The sequence below is a fragment of the Bacillus sp. 1NLA3E genome (genome assembly GCF_000242895.2).
Classification (GTDB): Bacteria; Bacillota; Bacilli; order Bacillales; family Cytobacillaceae; genus Bacillus_BU.
The window spans coordinates 1,423,037-1,439,335 of record NC_021171.1 but is presented as its reverse complement, the minus strand read 5'-3'; the positions used below and the strand labels follow the sequence as shown (position 1 = coordinate 1,439,335).

Below are 16,299 nucleotides of genomic sequence, written 5' to 3'. Positions count from 1 at the left end.
CTTTTTTCGCGGATTGGCGGCTTATTTTCGCGGATTGAATCCATATTTTCGCGGATAAACGGCCGATATTAGCGGATTGGCCTGGAAAACTTAAATAAAGAAAGGCTGACGAGGGTTTCTCGTCAGCCGTTTATTTATAATGATAACAAAAGTTGTGTTAATCGCTCGACTAGCTCATCTTTTTGCACTTCTAGTACTTCTCCGGTTTTGCGAATTTTCACTTCGACAATCCCTTCAGTTGCTTTTTTACCAATTGTTACACGAATTGGTAATCCAATTAAATCAGAATCAGCAAATTTTACACCTGGACGCTCAATTCGATCATCAAGTAACACATCAAAGCGGTTTTGTTTTAGTGTCTGATAAAGTTCCTCTGCCAATGACGACTGATTTTCATCCTTCATATTAACAGGAATAAGATGAATATCGAATGGAGCGATTTTAACTGGCCAAACCAAACCTTTTTCATCATTAAATTGCTCGGCTACGGCTGCCATGGTTCTGGATACACCAATTCCGTAACATCCCATAATCATAGGTTTCGCTTTTCCAAATTCATCTAAATAAGTGGCATTCATCGCTTCACTATAGCGTGTGCCAAGCTTAAAGACATGGCCAACTTCAATTCCTTTTGCAAATAAAATCTTTCCATTCCCATCTGGAGAAAGATCCCCTTCTTGGATAAAACGAAGATCGACATATTTACTAACAGTAAAATCACGGCCTGCATTAACATTTGTATAATGGTAATGTTCTTCATTAGCTCCCGTCACACCATTAACGACGAATTCAATAGCGTGATCAGCAATGATTTCAACACTTTCTACACCGATTGGTCCTAATGACCCGACAGGGCAACCAAGAATGGCTGCAGTTTCTTCCGCATCGGCTAGTTCAACGGAGCTTGCTTCAAACATATTTTTAAGCTTGATATCATTTACTTCATGATCACCACGAACGAGCACTAATACATTCCGATCATCAATTTTAAACATTAATGATTTTATGCACTTTGACGCATCCACTTTTAAATAATCTGAAACTTCTTCAATTGAGCGTTGGTTTTCAGTTCTGACCTTCTCAAGTCCTAATAATGCATCGTTTGACTTTTCATAATTCGAAATAACTGGAGCCATTTCGATGTTAGCAGCATAATCGGACGTATCTGAATAGGCAATTGTATCTTCACCCACATCTGAAAGTGCCATAAATTCATGTGTGTCCTTCCCACCCATTGCACCTGAGTCAGCAATAACAGCTCGGAAGTCTAAGCCACACCTGGCAAAGATATTAGAATAAGCTGCAAATAATTTATCATACACATCATCTAAACTTTCCTTGGATGAATGGAATGAGTATGCATCCTTCATGATAAACTCTCTTCCTCGTAATAATCCAAATCGAGGTCGTTTTTCGTCACGAAACTTAGATTGGATTTGATAAAGGGTAAGTGGTAATCTTTTGTAGGATTTTACTTCATCACGTACCAAGCTCGTGATCACTTCTTCATGTGTAGCTCCAAGCGCAAATTCTCGAGCGTGTCGGTCCTTCATGCGCATCAACTCTGGTCCGTAAGTATACCAGCGACCAGACTCCTGCCATAATTCAGCTTGTTGCAATGCGGGCATAAGTAATTCCACCGCACCAGCATTGTCCATTTCTTCACGAACAATAGCTTCAACTTTTTGTAGGACTTTTTTTGCCAATGGTAAGTAACTATAAATCCCACTAGCATTTTGCCGCATAAAGCCGGCACGTAATAATAATTGATGGCTCTTAATTTCCGCGTCAGCAGGAACTTCGCGGAGTGTAGGAATAAACGTCATACTCTGTTTCATCTATTAGCACCTCTTATTTTATAAGAAAAATCTTTGTATATCATTCCAAGTAACGACTAGCATCAATAGCATAAGCAATGCGAAACCGATGAAGTGTACCATTCCTTCTTTTTGGCGATCAATTGGTTTTCCACGCAACGCTTCAATCGCAAAAAACAATAATCTTCCTCCATCAAGTGCAGGAATTGGTAACAAATTCATGATTCCAAGATTGATACTTAAAATACCAGCCCATTTCATTAAGTAGTAAATCCCCGATTTAGCAACCATATCTGTCGATTGGTATATACCTACTGGTCCAGAAAGGGCATCGATTGAAAATTGACCGGTAACCAATTTACCTAACATTCCAAAAATATCCTTTGTCCAATTATAGGTTTCATGAAATCCATACGTTACAGCTTTTAAGGGTGATTTTTCTACAGGACTATATACACCAATTATTCCAATGTTTTCCCCTTCGACTTTCTTTTGTTCAGGAGTAACAGGGATTTCCAATGTTTTCCCATTCCGTTCAATCGCAAACTCTAATTCATTATTAGGATTTTTACGGATCATTTCCACTACATCTGTCCAGCTTGAAATTTCAGAGCCTTGAATGCTTTGGACGATATCCCCTTCTTTTAGACCTGCTTTAAGTGCAGCTCCGTCAGGCGTTAGTTTACCGAGCATTGGATCTAATGAAGGTACACCTTGTAACAAGGCAATAATCACAAACACCACAAAGGCTAAGATAAAATTCATCATAGGTCCGGCAAATATAGCCATTGTTCGCTGGCCCAAGGTTTTCGAGGAAAACTGACGGTCATATGGAGCAATTTGTGTTTCAGTTCCATCTTCGACCATAACTGCATCCCGATTAATCGAGAAGGTTTGGAGTGTTTCTTCATCTCCATCGGCATACCCTTTTATGAATAAATCCCGTTCAATATCCGCAGATTCTACTTCAACAATTCGCGCCTCGGGAAACTTATCCTTATTATTTAGAATTATTTTCGTGATTTTTTCATCTTGATCAAGTAAAAGACCGATTCGATGCCCAGGCTTGATTTCAACCATTTCGGGATCCTCACCAGCCATACGAACAAATCCACCAATTGGAAGCAAGCGAATCGTATAGGTGGTTTCCCCTTTTTTATGGGAAAAAACTTTTGGACCGAAGCCAATTGCAAACTCTCTACAAAGGATCCCAGCTCGTTTGGCGAAAATGAAGTGTCCTAATTCATGAAAGAATACGAGGGCGCCGAATATCACAATAAAGGCTATAACTGTAGTCAAACTTAAAAACCACCTTTTTTATAGAAGTGTTTTTATATAGTGTCTCGTTTCTTTATCAATTTCTTGAATGGTTTCAAGACTTGGATTTTTAATACTTTGATGAGCGGTAAGTGCTTTTTCAATTAAATCCTCTATTTGTAAAAACTTAATTTTCCCATCTAAAAATGCTGAAACTGCTGCTTCATTTGCTGCATTCATTACTGTCGGCATTGTGCCTCCAATTTTCCCAGCTTCATAGGCAAATTGTAAACAACGGAATCGTTCAAAGTCCATTTCAGTAAAATGCAATTGACCCACTTGGGCTAAATTTAGCCGCTTTGCGCTTGGAAATGGTAGTCTATCAGGATAGGTTAACGCAAATTGAATCGGAACTCTCATATCAGGGGAACCCAACTGAGCAATAATACTACTATCATGAAACTCAACCATGGAATGAATAATACTTTCTTTATGAAGCAATACACCAATCTTTTCGTAAGGGACTGAAAACAGCCAATGTGCTTCAATTACCTCGAGCCCCTTATTCATCATAGTAGCTGAATCAATTGTTATTTTTGCCCCCATTGACCAATTCGGATGTGCTAAAGCTTCATCTAGTGTTACGGTTTCTAAATCTTCCCGAGTTCGATCCCTAAAGCTTCCGCCTGATGCAGTTAAAATTAACCGTTCAATATTTTTCGCCTTTTCGCCTTGAAGTGCTTGAAATATAGCAGAATGTTCACTATCGACGGGTAACAATTCAACGCCATTTTTCTTCACTGCGTCCATAACTAGATGCCCTGCTGTTACAAGTGTTTCCTTATTAGCAATCGCAATTGTTTTTTTCGCTGCAATTGCTTGGAGGGTTGGGAATAGACCAACACTTCCTAATACAGCATTCACTAAAATATTTGCCTGATCAAAGACAGCCACTTCAGTTAAGCCTTCTTCACCATATGTAAAGGTTGTATCAGGAAACTCCACTTTTAATGTTTCGCATGTTGATTTTTCTAGGACAGAAACTAGCTTAGGACTAAATTGAGAGATGATGGTCCTGGCGAGATTGATATTCCGACCGACAGACATGGCAACCAAAGTAAATTCATTTGGATGTTCTTTAATAACATCAAGTGTTTGTGTTCCAATTGAACCGGTAGCACCTAACAAACTAATATACTTCACTATATTCCAACTCCTAAAAACTACAAAAAATGTCCATTGTCCTTTATAACAAATGGAAAAAATGCATTAATGGTAAGACAAAAAGTAAGCTGTCAAAACGATCTAAGATTCCACCATGCCCTGGCAGGATATTCCCAGAATCCTTCACATTATAATGGCGTTTGATTGCCGATTCGACCAGGTCACCAATTTGCCCAAAAATAGATAGCAGAGTGGTGATCCATAACAATTGCATTAAAGTAGCATCAATGTCTGATAGATATACAAACAAGACAGCTACAACAAGTGCACATAAAATGCCGCCAATGAAACCTTCCACCGTTTTATTAGGACTAATTTCTGGCCAAAGCTTATTTTTCCCAAAGGCTCTACCAATAAAATAAGCACCAGAATCAGTTGCCCAAATGATAAATAAAGAATAAAAGATATAGATTAAGTCAGCTTCCCTTGTTTCAATTAAATAATAAAAACCAGTTCCAACATAGATGATGGCTAATGTCGAAAATCCAACATCCTCAAATGTAAAACGGTTTTTGGACGCCACTGTATAGGTCAAGAATAATAAAATGGCAAGTAATCCAAGCTCTGATTTTGTATAATTTATGTTATCTAGGACGCCCTCATATTGCGTTGGTATCAAAAAAATCCACAACAGTATAAGTGAAATCATTCCTGGAATAGAAAACAGGCTAAGCTTACGCATTTTTAATAACTCAAACAGTGCAATAGATGCAAGGAGGTATGCTAAAAAAATGAAAAGACTTCCTCCAAAAATAACAATCGGTAAAAAAATGGCTGCTGCAATAATCGCTGTTACGATTCGTTGCTTCATTCAGTACTTCAACACCTTTTCATGATGAGAGTGTTTTACACTCCTCCAAATCTTCTTTGACGATTCTGATAGGCTTCGATGGCCTCCATAAAATGTTGTTCTTCAAAATCAGGCCAAAGGACTTCCGTAAACCAAAACTCTGAATAGGCTAGCTGCCAAAGCATAAAATTGCTCAATCGAATTTCTCCGCTTGTTCGAATTAACAAATCAGGGTCTTTTATATTTGCTGACATGAGGTACGATGAAAATGTTTCTTCTGTCAATTCATTTTCATCTAGTATACCATTTTTGCAATCATTTAAGACCTTCTTCACAGCATCAACAATTTCCGCCCTACTCCCGTAATTCAAAGCAAAATTTAAGATTAGTCCTGTATTGTCCTTTGTTTCATCCATCGCTTTTTGAATTGCCCTTAATGTATGACTAGGCAATTTATCCTCATAACCCATCATGGTTACTCTTACATTTTCTTTAACAAGTTCTGGTAAGAAAGTACCTAAGAATTCTTCAGGGAGTTTTAATAAATAATCCACTTCTTTTTTAGGACGTTTCCAGTTCTCCGTTGAAAATGCATATAAGGTTAGGACATCTATTCCCATTTCGCTTGCTAATTTCGTAATTTTCCGAACTACCTTCATACCCTCATGATGTCCAGCAATGCGTGGTAAGGCCCTTTTTTTCGCCCATCTTCCATTACCATCCATGATAATTGCGACATGTGAAGGAACTTGCTGCCCTTTTATTTGTACCATTCGCTCTCGGAGATTGGAAGAGTGTGGCCCGTTCTTCCATAGCTTTAATTTATTTAACATTAGATAGCTCCTCCAAAAAATAAGTTAATCTAAACCAGTGAAAAAGAATCTGAAGTCCATTCTTTCGACTGAGTTTTGTTAAAATTTCCTATTATCATTTTCACATGCTCTTATCATACCAAAAATACAGTAAGATATCTCTATAAAAGACTATGTACAAGGACCTTAATTCAGAAGGTAGAAGTAGTAAAAAAACCCCCTATTAACAGAGGGTTTTATGTGGTGGGTCTTTTGGATATTAGACTTCCATTATTTCTTTTTCTTTATCTTTTGTAATACCATCAATTTTGCTAATGTGATCATCAGTAAGCTTTTGGATATTATCATTGTAGCCCCGAAGTTCGTCCTCCGTAATATCCCCGTTCTTCTCAAGCTTTTTCAAATCTTCATTTGCATCACGACGAATATTTCGGACTGCAACTTTAGCCTCTTCTGAATCCCTTTTAATAACCTTTACAAGTTCCTTACGGCGCTCTTCGGTCAATTGAGGAATCGCCAAACGGATAATGCTTCCATCATTTGATGGATTCAGACCTAAATCTGATTTTAAAATAGCCTTTTCAATGTCACCTAAAATGGTTTTATCATAAGGTTGGATGACCAAAAGACGTGCTTCTGGAACAGAAATCCCTGCAATTTGATTGACAGGCGTTGGGGCCCCATAATATTCTACCGTAAGTTTATCAAGTAAAGATGCGTTAGCTCTACCAGCACGAATACTAGCAAGCTCACGAGTATAGGCAGAAATTGCTTTTGACATCTTATCTTTTGTATTGGCAATAACTTGTTTTGGCATGATTATTTCCCCCTTACAATGGTTCCGATGGTTTCACCCATGACGACACGTTTAATATTACCCTTCTCCATAATAGAGAAGACAACTAAAGGAATATCGTTATCCATACATAGTGAAGATGCAGTTGAATCCATCACTGCTAATCCTTCTTTTAATACATCAAGATACGATAATTCATCGTATTTTTTGGCGTTTTTATCAATGCGCGGGTCAGCTGAATAAACGCCGTCAACATTGTTTTTGGCCATTAAAATAACATCTGCTTCAATTTCAGCAGCTCTAAGTGCGGCTGTCGTATCAGTTGAGAAATATGGATTCCCTGTTCCTGCAGCAAATATGACAACACGTTTCTTTTCTAAATGACGGATAGCTCGGCGGCGAATATAAGGTTCAGCAACTTGACGCATTTCAATTGATGTTTGAACACGTGTTTCAATTCCACATTGCTCAAGGCTATCTTGAAGAGCAAGAGAATTCATCACAGTGGCTAACATTCCCATATAATCTGCTGTGGCCCGATCCATCCCCATCTCGCTGCCAATTTTACCGCGCCAAATGTTTCCGCCACCAACAACTACTGCGACTTCTACACCTAATTCAGCAATTTCTTTCACTTGGTCTGCGACGGACTTAATGACAGAAGGAAGGATTCCAAATCCTTGATCTCCTGCTAATGCTTCACCACTTAATTTTAACACAACGCGTTTATATTTAGGGCTGCTCATAAGAACCTCCAATTAGCTTTTCAGTAAAATTACTCTTAAAAATAGGGAACACTCTGTGTCCCCTATACCATTCATTTAAAGCGATCACTGCTTAAACAATTGTTTGAAAGCAATTCTCTTTAAAAATTATTTTTTGATTTGATTCATAACTTCTTCAGCAAAGTTTTCTTCACGTTTTTCAATTCCTTCGCCCACTTCATAACGAACAAACTCGCGAAGAGTTGCGCCTTTTGATTGAACAAATTGACGGACTTTTTGGTCTGGATTTTTGATGAAAGCTTGGTCAAGAACACATACGTCTTCGAAATATTTACCTAAACGACCTTCAACCATTTTTTCAACAATCTTTTCTGGCTTTCCTTCATTAAGCGCTTGTTGAGTTAAAACCTGACGCTCATGTTCTACTTCTTCAGCAGATACTTCATCACGAGAGACATATTTTGGGTTTAAAGCTGCGATATGCATAGCCACGTCTTTTGCTGCTGCTTCCTCAGTAGTTCCTTCAAGAACTGCTAATACACCAATACGTCCACCCATATGCAAGTATGCACCAAAGGAATCATTGTCTGTTTTTGTTTTAACTGCAAAACGGCGAAGGCTTAATTTTTCACCAATTTTTGCAATCGCTGCATTTACGTATTCAGCAACAGTTGCACCGTTTTCCATTGTTTGAGCTTCAGCCTCTTCAACAGTAGCTGGTTTGTTTTTAAGAAGGTGTTCACCTAATTCTTTTACAAGAACTTGGAAACCTTCATTTTTTGCTACAAAGTCAGTTTCAGAGTTTACTTCTAAAATAACTGCGTTATTACCTTCAGTAACAATTGAAGTGATACCTTCTGCTGCGATACGATCAGATTTCTTTGCTGCTTTTGCAATTCCTTTTTCACGCAAGAAATCGATTGCTTTTTCCATATCACCATCAGTTTCTTGAAGGGCCTTTTTACAATCCATCATCCCAGCGCCTGTTTTTTCACGAAGTTCTTTAACCATTTGAGCTGTAATTGCCATAATGAAAATTCCTCCTTAATATATCTATGTACTATTTTTTACAAGTTCTAATAAAGCTAAACTTAAACATGTTCTGATATTCTTTAAAAAAAGGTGATAAAGGGTGTTCCCTCTTATCACCTTTAATGTCTGCTTAGTTTATCAAATGGAATGAAGAAGTTTAAATTAAGCAGTAACCTCTTCGCCTTGTTTTGCTTCTAGAATCGCATCCGCCATTTTACCAGTTAAAAGTTTAACAGCACGGATCGCATCGTCATTTGCAGGAATTACATAATCGATTTCATCAGGATCGCAGTTTGTATCAACAATACCAACGATTGGAATGTTCAATTTATGTGCTTCAGCAACCGCAATACGCTCTTTGCGAGGGTCGATGATAAATAAAGCGTCTGGAAGACCTTTCATATCCTTAATCCCGCCTAAGAACTTTTCTAAACGCTCTTGTTGCTTTCTTAATTGAACAACTTCTTTTTTAGGAAGAACTTCAAATGTTCCATCCTCTGACATTCTTTCGATATCTTTTAAACGTGAAATACGTTTTTGGATTGTTTCGAAGTTTGTTAATGTACCACCTAACCAACGTTGGTTAACAAAGTACATACCAGAACGAGCTGCTTCATCTCTAACAGAATCTTGAGCTTGTTTTTTTGTACCAACGAAAAGGATTTTACCGCCGTTACCAGCAAGTTCCTTAACGAAATTATAAGCTTCTTCAACCTTTTTAACTGTTTTTTGTAGGTCGATGATGTAGATACCGTTACGCTCAGTGAAGATATATTTCTTCATCTTAGGGTTCCAGCGACGAGTTTGGTGTCCGAAATGTACACCAGCTTCAAGCAATTGTTTCATAGAAATGACTGACATGTTTTTTCCTCCTAAAGGTTTTGGATTTCCTCCGCTAAATTCATCTTTAACCGGAAACTGTTATGAACAGCACCAACCGATTAAATCCATTAGCGTGTGTATTAACACCATGAAATAATATAGCACATGTGGTTATGACAATCAAGTGATTCCTTGCTAATTGCTGTCATTTTATCAAAAAAATTTTATAATCCACCACTACAAAATAATTCAGCAACGTTGTGCTCGTTTCAAAAAAACAACAGAAGTTGGGTTTTCAGATTGTCGAGAAAGGGTATTTTTCTCGGCAATTTTTCATTTTGTCATAGCATTAAATGCCGATTTTTAGATTGTCTATGCTAACGGACCTGTTGATTTCCGCTTCAGGCGCTTCGCTTTCCGCGGGGCGGGCGGTGAGCCTCCTCGTCGCTAGAGCTCCTGCGGGGTCTCACCTGCCCCGCTGCTCCCGCAGGAGTCTTCGCACCTTCCGCTCCATTCAACAGGGGGGAATCAACCCAAAGAATGACAACACAACCAACCTAGCTTTTTTGATCGTGTACATTGGGATAGAAGTGGGCAGTTCTCACATTTCTTCGAATCAGACTTATATTCTCTATAACCCGAATTTCCATAGTCTTCTGCATGTCTCCCTTTCCTTTAAGTGCTTTTTCCCATGCTTTATTCTGTCTTCTTCTACTGCCTTGTTTAGTTCTTTAAAGTATTCACGAGTCTCTATTTCAACCTCTTTTTATGTAAACTTATGCTTATTTGCATTAGCATTGCCTTTAAATGAGTAGAGTCCGTAAATAAAACCCGACCACCCACCATTTATGATTCATTGCTTGAAGGACAATCTCATCAAAAATTTCCTGAAAGATATTGGTATCCTTAAAACGTGTTGACGATTCCAACTAATCGTAGAGTGATGGGGAACTGGATTTTTGAACTTCAAACCTAAAAACCAGCGGTAGGCAACGTTCATTCTTATTTCTCTTTCTAATTGGCTCTCGGAACGAATACCGTAAAGAAAACCAATAAACATCATTTTAAATAGAACAAATGGATCAGAAGGATGACCGTTATCATCACTATAAAAAGGGTGAACTTTTTCAAGAAGAAATGAAAAATTAAAATATTTATCAATCAAACGGAGGAGATGATCGTCAGGAACTAATCCATCAATAGACACAAATTCATATTCACTTTGGCTAGACTCTTTTGGCTTAAACATTGATTTCATCACTTATTTTTATTATTTAATGGTTGAGTGGAAGGTCTGTATTGGAACCGACCTGTTGATTGGAGTGGAAGGCGCGAAGACTCCTGCGGGAGCAGCGGGACAGGTGAGATCCCGCAGGAGCGTAGCGACGAGGAAGCTCACCGCTCGCCCCGCGGAAAGCGAAGCGCCTGGAACGGAAATCAACAGACCTATTGAGCAGCCTATTTATTATTAATTAAATTATAACAAGTTAACGCGGTTAATCGCTAAAGTTTTTTGGTAAAATAATAGGCTGTCGAGAGTTTCTCGACAGCCTGACAACCCAAGTGGGTTGTTTTTACATTTTAATTTATTAGTTAGATTTTAATTTTTCAAGTTCAACAAGAAATTTATCATTAAGAACTTTAATATAAGTTCCTTTCATCCCAAGTGAACGTGACTCAATTACTCCAGCACTTTCTAGTTTGCGAAGTGCATTAACAATGACTGAACGGGTAATTCCGACGCGGTCAGCAATCTTTGAAGCGACAAGTAAGCCTTCATTTCCGTTAAGTTCTTCAAAAATATGTTCAATCGCTTCAAGCTCACTGTAAGATAATGAACTAATCGCCATTTGAACAACAGCTTTACTTCTTGCTTCTCCTTCGATCTCGTCTGCTTTTTCATGAAGAATTTCCATTCCTACTACAGTTGCTCCGTACTCAGCTAAGATCAAGTCATCGTCATGAAACTGCTCTTCTAAACGGGATAAAATAAGCGTTCCTAAACGTTCACCACCACCGATGATCGGTACAATTGTTGTTAAGCCGGCATTGAATAATGATTTATTTTCAACTGGAAAGGCAGTATATTCACTTTCAACGTCAATATTTGAAGAAGTTTCTTGAATGTTAAACAAACTCTTTGTGTAATCTTCTGGGAATTGACGATCTTCTAACATTTGTTTCATACGCTCATTTTCGATTGATTGTTTGATGGCAAACCCTAACAGTTTACCTCGGCGACTTACTACGAAAACGTTCGCTTCAATTACATCACGTAATATTTCAGCCATTTCTTTGAAGTTAACAGGTTTTCCTGCAGCCTTTTGTAGCATCTTGTTGATCGTTCTTGTTTTTGTCAATAAATCCATTGTTCTTCCTCCTATGTGCTTCGAACAAACATCATATTTTATTGTGTTTTTTATCTCTATTTAAACTATTAATTAGTTCCACTAAATTTAATTCACACCTTGCTAGAGAATGAACTGACTTAAATCTTTATCTCGAGCAATAACTCCGAGCTTTTCTTCTACGTAGTTTGGTGTAATTTTCACTGTTTCTAAAGTAATTTCAGGTGCCTCGAAGGATAAATCCTCCAAGAGTTTTTCAAGAATCGTGTGCAGACGTCTTGCCCCAATATTATCGGTATTTTGATTAACCTCAAATGCCACTTCAGCTATCTTACGAATAGCATCGTCAGAAAATTCAATTTGTATACCTTCAGTATTTAATAATGCTTGATATTGTTTTATGAGAGCATTATCCGGCTCGATTAAGATTTTAACAAAATCATCAATAGTCAGTTTTGTTAACTCCACGCGAATTGGGAAACGCCCCTGTAATTCAGGAATCAAGTCAGAAGGCTTAGCCGTATGAAACGCACCCGCTGCAATAAACAAGATATAGTCAGTCTTAACCGAACCGTATTTTGTCACGACAGTTGACCCTTCCACAACTGGAAGAATATCCCTTTGGACACCTTCACGAGATACATCTGCAGAAGACCCACCAGAATTTTTGCTGGCAATTTTATCAATTTCATCGATGAAAATAATTCCGGTCTGTTCAGCACGACGTACCGCATCTAAAGTAACTTCATCCATATCGATCAGCTTTTGAGCTTCTTCGTTGATCAAAACCTTTCGGGCTTCACGGACGGTAAGCTTCCGCTTTTTACGCTTTTTAGGCATCAAGTTACTAAGTGCATCTTGCATGTTCATTCCCATTTGTTCCATGCCAGAACCTTGAAGCATATCAAACATGGACGGCTGTTGCTCTTCAACCTCAACCGTTACCACTTCGTCTTCTAATGTCCCTAATGCAAGTTTTTCTTGCACAATTTTTCGTTTTTCATAGTTCGTTGATTCTTCTGCTGATTCATTATCATTTTGATCGTTTTGTGAAGTGTTTCCCCCAAACAGCATTTCAAGGGGATTTTTGTAAGTTGATGACTTCTTGGTACTTGGAACTAACAACTCCACTAAACGCCGGTTTGCATTTTCTTCTGCTCGATCCTTCACACTGATGATTTTTTCTTCTTTCACCAATCGGACAGACGTTTCCACTAAATCTCGTACCATGGACTCAACATCTCGACCTACATAGCCCACTTCAGTGAATTTTGTTGCCTCTACTTTAATGAACGGGGCACTAACTATTTTTGCCATTCGACGAGCAATTTCAGTTTTACCCACCCCAGTAGGACCAATCATTAAAATATTTTTCGGAACGATTTCCTCACGTAGCTGTTCAGATAAAAGGCTTCGTCGATATCGATTTCTAAGGGCAACAGCAACGGCTTTTTTTGCGTCTTTTTGTCCGACGATATATTGATCAAGCCTTTCAACGATTTGACGAGGGGTTAAATTTGTTGTTTTTCCCATTGACTCAACACTCCTTTTCGTTAAAGCTCTTCAACAATAATATGGTCATTTGTAAAAACACAAATGTCAGCCGCAATTTCAAGTGCTGACTGAGCAATTTCCCGAGCAGTTAAATGATCACCAGTGTATTTTTTTAAAGCTCGTCCTGCAGCTAATGCATAATTGCCACCAGAGCCAATTGCCAAAATACCATCATCGGGCTCAATCACTTCACCAGTCCCTGAAATTAACAGTAAATCCTTTTCATTCATAACAATCAACATGGCTTCCAATTGTCTTAACATTTTATCGCTTCGCCACTTCTTCGCCAATTCTACCGCAGCTCTTTGAAGATTACCGTTATATTCTTCGAGTTTTCCCTCAAACAATTCAAATAATGTAAATGCATCTGCAACTGAACCAGCAAAACCAGCAATCACTTTTCCATTAAACAACTTTCTGACTTTTCTGGCTGTGTGTTTCATCACAACTGTATTCCCAAATGTGACTTGACCGTCGCCAGCCATCGCACACTTTCCATTATGTTGGACAGCAAAAATCGTAGTAGCATGAAATTGAGTCATGTAACAAATCCCCTTTCTTTTCGCTTAAGCCCTCGGATGATGAGACATATATGTTTTTCGTAGAAACTCTTTTGTAACATGTGTGTAAACTTGAGTCGACGAAAGGAAGGCATGACCAAGTAACTCTTGCACTGTACGCATATCGGCTCCGTTGTTTAAAAGATGAGTAGCAAAGGTATGGCGTAGCATATGTGGATGAATCTTACCGCTTAATGCTGACCTATCGATGACAGAATTTAAAATTGTTCGAACTCCCCTTGGTGTTAAAGGACCTCCTCGAAAATTCACAAACAAGAAGTCGTGATCGTCCTTTTTACTTGAGAGAATTTCTTGTCTCCCTTGTTGTATGTACAATTCTAACGCGTCATGTGCAAAGCTTCCAAAAGGTACATATCTTTGCTTTTGCCCTTTCCCGTGTACAAGAACAGTCGAAATAAACATATCTAAATCTTTTAAACTAATTTGGCACAATTCGCTGACACGAATTCCAGTAGCATAAAGAAGCTCTAGTAATGCTTTATTTCTTTGACCGAGTGGGGTTGTTAAATCACAGGCTTTAAAAAGTTGGTCAAGTTCTGTTTCGTAAAAAAAAGCAGGTAGTCGCTTTTCAATTTTGGGTATGGATACTAAAGAAAAGGGGTTATCTTTTACCATTTCTTCTCTGAGTAAGAATTTATAAAAACTGCGTAAACTAGAGACTTTACGGGCCACTGACTTTCTGGCAAGTTTTTTCTCATACAGTTTAGTTAAATAAATCCTTACATCTAAATATTGCACATGCTCAAAATGATCGATTCCTTGTTCAGACATGAACATAAGGAATTCTCTAATATCATGTTGATAATATTCAATTGTATATTGTGAAGAATTTTTTTCTATTTGTAAATATTCAATAAATAACTTTAAAGAAACGTTCACATTTGCCGTCAATTTGGCCACCTCACAAGGGCTTCTAAATATTATCATATTTAATAAGCCGTGACAAGAAACTTTACAAAACTTTCACAAAGTTCTGAATTGTTTGTATTGCTCTGTTTGCATGCTGTTCATTTCGTTCCTTTTTCCCTCTAATTTTTTCCGGAAGTTCTGGAAATAATCCGAAATTTGCATTCATTGGCTGAAAGCTTTTAGGATTGGCTGTTGTAATATATCGGGCCATGCTTCCCATCGCTGTTTCAGGAGGAAATTCTACCGTTTCTTTTCCAAGTACATATCTGGCCATGTTTACCCCAGCAATGAGACCACTTGCTGCTGATTCTACATAACCTTCAACCCCGGTCATTTGACCAGCAAAAAACAAATCACTGCGCGTTTTAAATTGATAGGTCGCATTTAATACTTTTGGTGAGTTCATGAACGTATTCCGATGCATAACACCGTAACGGACAATTTCAGCTTGTTCTAAGCCAGGTATTAATTGTAACACTTCTTTTTGCGGACCCCATTTTAAATGTGTCTGAAAGCCGACAATATTATATAAAGTACCGGCTGCATCATCTTGACGCAATTGAACGACTGCAAAAGGTCTCTTTCCAGTGCTGGGGTCTTCTAATCCTACAGGCTTCATTGGGCCAAACAGCATTGTTTTCTTACCTCGATTTGCCATGACTTCAATCGGCATACAGCCTTCAAAGAATACTTCTTTTTCAAACTCCTTTAAAGGAACAGTCTCTGCACTGATCAATGCTTCATAAAAGCGTTCAAATTCTTCCTCGGTCATCGGACAATTTAAATAGGCTGCTTCACCCTTGTCATATCTTGACTTTAAATAAACTTTATCCAGATTGATGCTATCTTTTTCAATAATCGGTGCTGCTGCATCGTAAAAATAAAGATAATCTTCTCCACTTAACTCTGTTAATTTTTTAGAGAGTAATTCACTAGTTAACGGACCTGTAGCAATGACAGTGGGACCCTCAGGAATTTCCGTTACTTCTTCGTGGATAACAGTTACGTTGGGATGTTCCTTCACTTGTTTGGTTACATATTCTGCAAATTCATGGCGGTCAACAGCCAATGCCCCTCCAGCTGGGACTGCACAGGCGTCTGCAGCTCCCATGATGATTGAGTCTAACATTCTCATTTCTTCTTTTAATACACCGACAGCATTTGTTAGCGTATTAGCGCGCAATGAATTGCTACATACCAATTCGGCAAATTTGTCTGTATGATGAGCAGGGGTTTGTTTCACTGGTCTCATTTCATATAAACGAACCTTAATACCGCGTTTTGCTATTTGCCATGCTGCTTCACTACCTGCCAATCCTGCTCCGATTACGTTTACTGACACTTCCATTCTTTTTAGCCCCCTGTTGAATATATACTCAAAGTTATTTCTATTATTTGCAAAATATTTAGATATAGACTAGTTTCCTGGATATTTTTCCACTTGGCTCTGTATAAATGTTGATTTCCATTCCAGGCGCTTCGCTTTCCGCGGGGCGGGCGGTGAGCCTCCTCGTCGCTAAAGCTCCTGCGGGGTCTCACCTGTCCCGCTGCTCCCGCAGGAGTCTCGCGCCTTCCACTCCAATCAACATTGTGCAAAAATTCACATTGAGCTTTAACACAGCCTTCCACTCT

15 protein-coding genes are annotated in these 16,299 nt (G+C 38.5%); all 15 read right to left on the bottom strand.

Translation table 11 applies throughout. The annotated features are described in order from the left end of the window. Positions 1-134: 134 nt before the first annotated feature. Positions 135-1,838 (bottom strand): proline--tRNA ligase, encoded by a 1,704-nt coding sequence (locus tag B1NLA3E_RS07035; RefSeq protein WP_015593146.1) that lies wholly within the window; start codon positions 1,836-1,838, stop codon positions 135-137. Between the two features lie 18 nt (positions 1,839-1,856). Continuing rightward, positions 1,857-3,116, bottom strand: a complete 1,260-nt coding sequence (gene rseP, locus B1NLA3E_RS07030) for an RIP metalloprotease RseP (protein ID WP_015593145.1) — start codon at positions 3,114-3,116, stop codon at positions 1,857-1,859. 18 nt (positions 3,117-3,134) lie between these two features. After that, complete coding sequence (gene dxr, locus B1NLA3E_RS07025; RefSeq protein ID WP_015593144.1) at positions 3,135-4,277, bottom strand: 1-deoxy-D-xylulose-5-phosphate reductoisomerase; 1,143 nt, start codon at positions 4,275-4,277, stop codon at positions 3,135-3,137. 43 nt (positions 4,278-4,320) lie between these two features. Then, a complete protein-coding gene (locus B1NLA3E_RS07020) occupies positions 4,321-5,109 on the bottom strand; it encodes a phosphatidate cytidylyltransferase (RefSeq protein WP_015593143.1) in 789 nt (262 codons plus the stop codon). Positions 5,110-5,144: 35 nt separating this feature from the next. After that, positions 5,145-5,921, bottom strand: coding sequence for an isoprenyl transferase (locus tag B1NLA3E_RS07015; RefSeq protein WP_015593142.1), 777 nt, complete (start codon positions 5,919-5,921; stop codon positions 5,145-5,147). 238 nt (positions 5,922-6,159) lie between these two features. After that, complete coding sequence (frr, locus tag B1NLA3E_RS07010) at positions 6,160-6,717, bottom strand: ribosome recycling factor (RefSeq protein WP_015593141.1); 558 nt, start codon at positions 6,715-6,717, stop codon at positions 6,160-6,162. Between the two features lie 2 nt (positions 6,718-6,719). Further along, complete coding sequence (pyrH, locus tag B1NLA3E_RS07005; RefSeq protein ID WP_015593140.1) at positions 6,720-7,442, bottom strand: UMP kinase; 723 nt, start codon at positions 7,440-7,442, stop codon at positions 6,720-6,722. Positions 7,443-7,568: 126 nt separating this feature from the next. After that, positions 7,569-8,450, bottom strand: a complete 882-nt coding sequence (gene tsf / locus B1NLA3E_RS07000; RefSeq protein WP_015593139.1) for a translation elongation factor Ts — start codon at positions 8,448-8,450, stop codon at positions 7,569-7,571. A 165-nt stretch (positions 8,451-8,615) separates the two neighbouring features. Then, positions 8,616-9,314: a 30S ribosomal protein S2 gene (rpsB, locus tag B1NLA3E_RS06995; protein ID WP_015593138.1), complete on the bottom strand. Its 699-nt coding sequence runs from the start codon at positions 9,312-9,314 to the stop codon at positions 8,616-8,618. Positions 9,315-10,128: 814 nt separating this feature from the next. Beyond that, positions 10,129-10,524 (bottom strand): IS1182 family transposase, encoded by a 396-nt coding sequence (locus tag B1NLA3E_RS06990; protein WP_015593137.1) that lies wholly within the window; start codon positions 10,522-10,524, stop codon positions 10,129-10,131. 340 nt (positions 10,525-10,864) lie between these two features. Further along, the gene (gene codY / locus B1NLA3E_RS06985; RefSeq protein ID WP_015593136.1) at positions 10,865-11,644 is read right to left on the bottom strand and encodes a GTP-sensing pleiotropic transcriptional regulator CodY; all 780 of its coding nucleotides are present in this window, start codon (positions 11,642-11,644) and stop codon (positions 10,865-10,867) included. A gap of 102 nt (positions 11,645-11,746) precedes the next feature. Next, positions 11,747-13,156 (bottom strand): HslU--HslV peptidase ATPase subunit, encoded by a 1,410-nt coding sequence (gene hslU, locus B1NLA3E_RS06980; RefSeq protein WP_015593135.1) that lies wholly within the window; start codon positions 13,154-13,156, stop codon positions 11,747-11,749. A 20-nt stretch (positions 13,157-13,176) separates the two neighbouring features. Continuing rightward, on the bottom strand, positions 13,177-13,719 hold the full coding sequence (gene hslV / locus B1NLA3E_RS06975) for an ATP-dependent protease subunit HslV (protein WP_015593134.1): 543 nt from the start codon (positions 13,717-13,719) through the stop codon (positions 13,177-13,179). 24 nt (positions 13,720-13,743) lie between these two features. Then, entirely contained in the window at positions 13,744-14,649 is a 906-nt protein-coding gene (gene xerC / locus B1NLA3E_RS06970) for a tyrosine recombinase XerC (RefSeq protein WP_041580369.1), read from the bottom strand. 61 nt (positions 14,650-14,710) lie between these two features. Beyond that, entirely contained in the window at positions 14,711-16,015 is a 1,305-nt protein-coding gene (gene trmFO / locus B1NLA3E_RS06965; RefSeq protein WP_015593132.1) for an FADH(2)-oxidizing methylenetetrahydrofolate--tRNA-(uracil(54)-C(5))-methyltransferase TrmFO, read from the bottom strand. Between the last annotated feature and the right edge of the window lie 284 nt (positions 16,016-16,299).

Excerpts from the sequence above, each read along its gene's own strand:
- B1NLA3E_RS07035 (WP_015593146.1), bottom strand. The coding sequence starts at position 1,838 with ATGAAACAGAGTATGACGTTTATTCCTACACTCCGCGAAGTTCCTGCT.
- B1NLA3E_RS07020 (WP_015593143.1), bottom strand. The coding sequence starts at position 5,109 with ATGAAGCAACGAATCGTAACAGCGATTATTGCAGCAGCCATTTTTTTA.
- B1NLA3E_RS07015 (WP_015593142.1), bottom strand. The coding sequence starts at position 5,921 with ATGTTAAATAAATTAAAGCTATGGAAGAACGGGCCACACTCTTCCAAT.
- frr (WP_015593141.1), bottom strand. The coding sequence starts at position 6,717 with ATGCCAAAACAAGTTATTGCCAATACAAAAGATAAGATGTCAAAAGCA.
- pyrH (WP_015593140.1), bottom strand. The coding sequence starts at position 7,442 with ATGAGCAGCCCTAAATATAAACGCGTTGTGTTAAAATTAAGTGGTGAA.
- tsf (WP_015593139.1), bottom strand. The coding sequence starts at position 8,450 with ATGGCAATTACAGCTCAAATGGTTAAAGAACTTCGTGAAAAAACAGGC.
- rpsB (WP_015593138.1), bottom strand. The coding sequence starts at position 9,314 with ATGTCAGTCATTTCTATGAAACAATTGCTTGAAGCTGGTGTACATTTC.
- B1NLA3E_RS06990 (WP_015593137.1), bottom strand. The coding sequence starts at position 10,524 with ATGTTTAAGCCAAAAGAGTCTAGCCAAAGTGAATATGAATTTGTGTCT.
- codY (WP_015593136.1), bottom strand. The coding sequence starts at position 11,644 with ATGGATTTATTGACAAAAACAAGAACGATCAACAAGATGCTACAAAAG.
- hslU (WP_015593135.1), bottom strand. The coding sequence starts at position 13,156 with ATGGGAAAAACAACAAATTTAACCCCTCGTCAAATCGTTGAAAGGCTT.
- hslV (WP_015593134.1), bottom strand. The coding sequence starts at position 13,719 with ATGACTCAATTTCATGCTACTACGATTTTTGCTGTCCAACATAATGGA.
- trmFO (WP_015593132.1), bottom strand. The coding sequence starts at position 16,015 with ATGGAAGTGTCAGTAAACGTAATCGGAGCAGGATTGGCAGGTAGTGAA.